Genomic DNA, 6215 nt, shown 5'->3' with positions numbered 1-6215 from the left:
CCTTTTCAGCCTCGCCCCGCATTTAGGGTCCGGCCACCGCTACGCCACAAAGATACTGTCTGAACCACGGATTCGCTCGGATTTTTCGGATTACACGGATTTCGTGGATGGGGCTGTTAGAAAGCTCAGGATGATAGGGTAGGCGATGGGCGAAAAAACTCTCGTTCACAAAAATTCGTGTAACCCTCAACATCCAAGCGAATCCGTGGCCAATATAATTTCCGCCGCTTTCTTCCAGCGCCCCGACCCTACCCTAATTGCCCGCGAACTTCTGGGGAAGTACGTCTTCTCCCGCATTGATGGCGAGCTAACCGGCGGCCGCATCGTCGAAACCGAAGCCTACTCTCACGAGGGCGACAACTCCCTCACAATGCACCTGAAGCGGCGCGGTCAGCACGGACAGGCGCTATATGAGCCGGGCGGCCGCGCCTACCTCTACACAGTGTACCAGCGGCACACGCTGTTCAACATCGTCAGCAACGCCGCCGATATTCCTAATACTGTCCTGATTCGCGCCATTGAGCCTACCGTGGGCATTGATACGATGCTCCGCCGGCGCGGTCTAGCGGCCATAGCCCGCAACCTGACGGCCGGCCCTGGCTTGCTCACGCAGGCGCTAGGCGTCACACCCGCCCTCACCGGCACCGATCTGCAGGGCGACGTGCTTTGGCTGGAAGACCACGGCGAGGACGTGCCCGACACGCAGGTACGCGCTAGCGCCAGAGTAGGGCTGGCCTACGCTGGCGCGGAGGCGGCTGGCCTACCTTGGCGCTTCCGCATCAAGGATAGCCAGTGGACCAGCCCGGCCAAATAGTACGGTATACTAAGCCAATTGAGTAGCCGCTACTAGCTCTCCACTCCAATGCTTCACCTTTTCGCACACCAATACCATTAGGCGGCCCCGCAAATCGGTGGTAGCAAACAAATAGATGTGGCCGCCCTCCCGGATGCCGGTGCGTTGCCGGAATATGGCTACCGTATCTGGGAAATTGCGGGTAGTAACGTGTGCGCGCGCTTCGGGGCCAAGGTAGGGTAGAAGAGCATCGGCATCATAACGCTCCACCGCCTGAATGCGGAAGATTCGACCCGGAAAGTCCGCACGCAGGTCGTCGGCCATATACAAGTGGCTGTGCTGGTGCAGCTTCAGTAGCTCGAAGGCATTGCCGATGCTACGGAACGCTCCTGCTTTCAGGATGGCCGCGTTGGGTTCGTAGAGGTACTGCCCCATCTGCGGCTCGGCGTAGCGCGATATGGCGCGGGCTTCGCGGGCGCGGTTCAGGCGGAACTCCTGCTGCTCGCCGGTGCGGGTCAGGTTCACGGCGTAGCGCTCGGGGTCTACGGCGGGTTCTTCGCCTAGCTCATACAGCACCTCCTTACACTCGTTATCCACAGCTAGCACCCACAACCGACGCACATGCTTCAATTCCTGAATGGCTAGCTCAATATCGAGCATGGGTGAGGTTTTGAGCAGGACGCGCGGGGCCTTGTGCAGCAGTAGGGGTAGGATACGTAGCACATCCGGCTCGCAGTCCTGCAACCGGAAAATCTTGCGCGAGGCGGTGTCGCGGCGGGCCGGATCGAGGTAGAGCCAGTCAAACGTATCCGGTGTGCTTTTTAAAAATGACAGGGCATCAGTAGTGTGGTAGTGCACATTGCGCACACCTAGCAGACCCAAATTGTACTGCACCACCTCGGCTAACTGTGGATTTCGCTCCACATAGTGCACCTCGGCTACGTGGCTGGCAAAGTAGCAGGTATCTACACCGAAGCCGCCCGTGAGGTCGGCTAAGCGTTGCCCGCCAACCAACTCGGCCTTAAAAGCTGCCGTGCGGTCCGACGAAGCCTGCTCCACCGACAGGGCCGGCGGAAAAATCAATTCGGGGTTTTCGGCCCAGGCGGGCAGCTTGGTGCGCGCCTTTTGGCGGGCCTGAATCTGGCGAACCAGCTCGGGGACGGGGAGTCCCGGAAAGCGGCGGGCCTGCAACGCCAGCTGGGCCGGGTCGTGGTGCAGGTGGTCGGCTACATACTGCCGGGCCGCCGCGGGCAACGGATATTCCATGCCCCTATCTACGCAAAAACGGGCAAATTAGTGCAACTGCCAGCTCAACGCCAGCAAAGGCCGGCCCGTAGCGGTGGCGCTCATGCCTACTGTAGTGGGGCGGTAGCGCTGCCAGAGGGCACCGTGCCGCGCTGCGGGGAACATGCTGTTGTGTGTTTCTACTGCCCGCAGCAAGTGGGTGTTGGTGTTACGCGAGATGAGCACATTAGCTATCAAGCTGAAAACGGCTACGCCTGCGGCCACCTTTTGGGTGTTGTTGAAGTACTGCCGCTTGTCGCCGGCTAACACTTGCTGACCATATAGCGCCACAGAGCCAACAAACACCAGTCGCTCGGCCAAATGCAACGACTTCTGTCGGCGGTAATCGTTAAGAAATTCCAGCGCCTCGGAATTGTCGGCCAAGTAGGGGCGAAGCTTCTGCCCGAAATAGCCCGCGTTGCGGTAATTGGTGCTGGTATCGGTGGCAAAGTAAAAATTGGTCTGCGGCCCGTTCAGACCTCGGTTTTTATCCTCGGGGCTCAAGCGAATATATTGCCCCATAGGGGTAGGCTGCTGCGCATACGCCTGAGAAAACCCCAGTAGAAAAAAGAACAGCAGAGCAATGCGACGGCAGATCGTCGTAACAGAGAAGCGCATAGATGCGACAATAAAAAGTGCCTAGACAGAACGGATTTGGCTTGTTAGCAAAAAAGAGTCCTATTTTTTTGTCGAACACTATTCCGGGCTGATTCGTTCTGTACGCGGCGACGACGACTGTCTACACTCGCTTTAAATAGCTTTGCAGAGGCCGTTTGCCGCACTATATGGTTTTGCAGAAGACAGTAGTTTAGCACGCACATGCGACTATTTGCTAGTAATCTGTTTTCTTTAGGAATTTATATCCTTATAAAAACAATAAGCATGACACATATTCTATTTCCTGCATCACGTTGCGGGGCACTGTTGGCACCGGTTCTACTGATTTTGGCTGGCTGTAACGACGCGGAAAACACGCCAGCTGCTGGTAAGCTCAACATTGTGCACGTGGCTTCTGCTGTACCAACTTCCGTGAATGCGCGGGTGGATGATCAGACTGCAAAGTCCCTCTATTATGGTCAGAGTACCGGATATACTGAGCTAAGCGCCGGGGCGCATACATTGGAAGTTAAAGATGCTGCTACCCCATCCAACCTAGTGAGCGTGCCGCTCACGATTAACAGTCGGAAATTTCACTCAGTGTATATCTACAATAGCAGCCCTACCCAAGTAGTGGCCTTGAGCCTAACGGATGATCTGACGATTCCTTCGGCTGGCAAAGCGCACTTGCGTTTTATTAATCTGGGGTATGAAGCGCCGCGTATTACGCTGACTAATAGCAAAGCAGGTACTTCCCCCTATGCCCCGGAAGTTGCTTTCCGTAGCAATACCGGCTTTTTGGTAGTTGATCCTGATACTGTAACGTTGCGTGCCGTGCAACCTGGAGGCTCTGTAGTGGCTACTACCTCCCAGCCTTCCATTTTGCGGGCGGGCAAGCTATACAATGTAGTGTTGCGTGGGGCCGCGGCTACGGCTACCACGCCCGGCTCGCTGGCGCTGAGTGTAGAGGAGCTGCAACCCGCAAACTAGCAGAGCGTCATCTCGAAATTCCTCAACAACTTGGCTACCTTTGTGGTTGAAACGCCAAATTACCTGCATCATGCTTGATACAAACCCAACCACGGCGACGACCTACGTCCCCTATAAAGTAAAAGACATTTCTCTGGCCGAGTGGGGCCGCAAGGAAATTCGCTTGGCTGAGGCTGAGATGCCAGGCCTGATGGCGCTACGCGAGGAGTATGGCCCCTCGCAGCCGCTGAAAGGCGCCCGCATTGCCGGCTGCCTGCACATGACTATCCAAACGGCCGTTCTCATCGAAACCCTGATTGCTTTGGGCGCCGATGTTACGTGGTCGTCGTGCAACATCTTCTCTACCCAGGACCACGCTGCTGCAGCCATTGCGGCCGCTGGCATTCCGGTGTATGCCTGGAAGGGCATGAATGAGGAGGAGTTCAACTGGTGCATCGAGCAGACGCTATACTTCGGCGAAGAGCGTCAGCCTCTGAACATGATTCTGGACGACGGCGGCGACCTGACCAACATGGTGCTGAACCAGTACCCCGAGCTGGCCGCTGGCATCAAGGGTATTTCGGAAGAAACCACCACGGGCGTGCTGCGCCTGCTGGACCGCGTGAAAGCCGGCACCCTACCCATTCCCGCCTTTAATATTAACGACTCCGTTACCAAGTCGAAATTCGATAATAAGTACGGCTGCAAAGAGTCGGCTGTGGATGCTATCCGCCGCGCTACCGACGTGATGATGGCCGGTAAAGTAGCGGTAGTAGCTGGCTACGGCGACGTAGGAAAAGGTACCGCTGCCTCGCTGCGCGGCGCTGGCGCCCGCGTTATCGTGACGGAAATTGACCCTATCTGCGCCCTGCAAGCCGCCATGGATGGCTACGCGGTGAAGAAAATGGTAGACGCTGCCCCCCAGGCCGACATCATCGTGACGGCTACCGGCAACTGCGACATCATCACGGAAGAAATCTTCCGCTCGCTGAAAGATAAAGCCATCGTCTGCAACATCGGCCACTTCGATGATGAAATCGACATGGCGTGGCTTAACAAGACCTACGGTAGCACCAAAGACACCGTGAAGCCGCAGGTAGACCTCTACAACATCGACGGCAAAGAGGTGATTATCCTGGCCGAAGGTCGTTTAGTGAACCTGGGTTGTGCCACCGGCCACCCCTCGTTTGTAATGTCGAACTCATTCACTAACCAGACGCTGGCCCAGATTGAGCTGTGGACCAACGCTGAGGCGTACGAGAACCAGGTGTACACCCTCCCCAAGCACCTCGACGAGAAAGTAGCCCGCCTGCACCTCGCTAAGATTGGGGTAGAACTGGACGAACTGCGTCCCAAGCAAGCCCAGTACATCGGCGTAGATGTGGAAGGCCCGTTCAAGTCGGATCTGTACCGTTACTAGAAAACAACCAGTGCTCAAACAAAACCCCGCCCGGTGCTATACCGGGCGGGGTTTTGTTTGTATGATATGTTGAGAAGCGGTGCGGTAACCAGGAAAGTAATTTATACCATTACTCCCAGCCGCTCACGCACTACTGGTGCTACCTCCTTACCAAACAATTCGGTGGAGCGCATCACTTGTTCGTGCGGCATTCCCTCCAGCATCAGCTGTCCAATAAAGCGGGTGTTGTTAAAAAGTTGACTGATATACAGCAGCTTGTCGATGATTTCCTGCGGACTGCCTACCAGCAATGGTCCCTGCGGACCACGCAAGTGGTCGAACTGCGCCCGCGACATGGGTGACCAACCCCGCTCCCGGCCGATACGGTTCATCACGGTAGCGTAAGCCGGAAAAAACTCGTCGGCAGCCTGTCGGGAGTTTTCGGCTACGTGAAAGTGGCAGTTGAGGCATAGCGGTAGGGTAGCCGGGTCGTGGCCGGCCTGCTGAGCCGCTTGGCGGTAGAGGTCGGCAAAGGCCACATACTGCGCTGGTGCGCCGCCCAAAATAGCAATGGTGAGGCCTAGGCCCAGCGCGCCGGCCCGTTGGGCAGAAGCCGGCGTGCCGCCTACCCCAATCCAGATGGGTAGGCGCGGTTGCACCGGGCGCGGATACACGCCTTTTTGCGCGAAGCTAGGCCGGTGCTTGCCCTGCCAGCTCACAATCTCCTGCTCGTTGATCTTCAATAGAAGCTCTAGCTTCTCAGCATACAGCGCGTCGTAGTGCTTCAAGTCGTAACCAAAAAGCGGAAACGATTCAATGAAAGAACCACGTCCTGCAATAATCTCAGCCCGACCATTCGAGATAAGGTCGACTGTAGCAAAGTTCTGGAACGTGCGCACCGGATCGGCCGAGCTAAGCACAGTAACGGCGCTGGCCAACCGGATGCGTTGGGTAGTGGCAGCCACGGCCGCCAGCACCACCTCCGGCGCCGACACCACATAATCGGAACGGTGATGCTCGCCGATAGCCAGCACATCTAGCCCTACCTCATCAGCTTGGCGACCCAGGGCCAATATTTCCTGCATGCGTTGTTGGGCGGCGTAGTCTTGGCCAGCTACGTGGGCCGGTGCTACTTCGCCAAAAGAGCTAATGCCTAATTCCATGAGTTCAAAT

General features: G+C 56.7%; 6 protein-coding genes. 3 read left to right on the top strand and 3 right to left on the bottom strand.

Going from position 1 to position 6215, the window contains the following annotated elements; genetic code table 11:
* Positions 1-205 precede the first annotated feature (205 nt).
* Positions 206-814: a DNA-3-methyladenine glycosylase gene (locus KYK14_RS03310; protein ID WP_343217050.1), complete on the top strand. Its 609-nt coding sequence runs from the start codon at positions 206-208 to the stop codon at positions 812-814.
* Between the two features lie 9 nt (positions 815-823).
* Here KYK14_RS03310 and KYK14_RS03305 read toward each other — a convergent pair whose 3' ends face one another.
* On the bottom strand, positions 824-2059 hold the full coding sequence (locus KYK14_RS03305; protein ID WP_219156822.1) for a class I SAM-dependent methyltransferase: 1236 nt from the start codon (positions 2057-2059) through the stop codon (positions 824-826).
* Positions 2060-2086: 27 nt separating this feature from the next.
* Positions 2087-2695 (bottom strand): hypothetical protein, encoded by a 609-nt coding sequence (locus tag KYK14_RS03300; RefSeq protein ID WP_219156820.1) that lies wholly within the window; start codon positions 2693-2695, stop codon positions 2087-2089.
* 264 nt (positions 2696-2959) lie between these two features.
* Here KYK14_RS03300 and KYK14_RS03295 point away from each other — a divergent pair, with 264 nt between their 5' ends.
* The gene (locus tag KYK14_RS03295) at positions 2960-3664 is read left to right on the top strand and encodes a DUF4397 domain-containing protein (RefSeq protein ID WP_219156818.1); all 705 of its coding nucleotides are present in this window, start codon (positions 2960-2962) and stop codon (positions 3662-3664) included.
* Positions 3665-3734: 70 nt separating this feature from the next.
* Positions 3735-5063 (top strand): adenosylhomocysteinase, encoded by a 1329-nt coding sequence (gene ahcY / locus KYK14_RS03290; RefSeq protein ID WP_185281389.1) that lies wholly within the window; start codon positions 3735-3737, stop codon positions 5061-5063.
* A gap of 101 nt (positions 5064-5164) precedes the next feature.
* On the opposite strand, the gene KYK14_RS03285 is transcribed toward ahcY, so the two are convergent.
* Positions 5165-6205: an LLM class flavin-dependent oxidoreductase gene (locus KYK14_RS03285; RefSeq protein WP_219156817.1), complete on the bottom strand. Its 1041-nt coding sequence runs from the start codon at positions 6203-6205 to the stop codon at positions 5165-5167.
* Between the last annotated feature and the right edge of the window lie 10 nt (positions 6206-6215).

Source organism: Hymenobacter profundi, assembly GCF_019334315.1.
Classification (GTDB): Bacteria; Bacteroidota; Bacteroidia; order Cytophagales; family Hymenobacteraceae; genus Hymenobacter; species Hymenobacter profundi.
This window is presented reverse-complemented; position numbering and strand designations above follow the sequence as displayed.

What these genes read in the sequence shown, in the direction of transcription:
- KYK14_RS03305 (WP_219156822.1), bottom strand. Translation starts at nt 2,059, where the DNA reads ATGGAATATCCGTTGCCCGCGGCGGCCCGGCAGTATGTAGCCGACCAC.
- KYK14_RS03300 (WP_219156820.1), bottom strand. Translation starts at nt 2,695, where the DNA reads ATGCGCTTCTCTGTTACGACGATCTGCCGTCGCATTGCTCTGCTGTTC.
- KYK14_RS03295 (WP_219156818.1), top strand. Translation starts at nt 2,960, where the DNA reads ATGACACATATTCTATTTCCTGCATCACGTTGCGGGGCACTGTTGGCA.
- ahcY (WP_185281389.1), top strand. Translation starts at nt 3,735, where the DNA reads ATGCTTGATACAAACCCAACCACGGCGACGACCTACGTCCCCTATAAA.
- KYK14_RS03285 (WP_219156817.1), bottom strand. Translation starts at nt 6,205, where the DNA reads ATGGAATTAGGCATTAGCTCTTTTGGCGAAGTAGCACCGGCCCACGTA.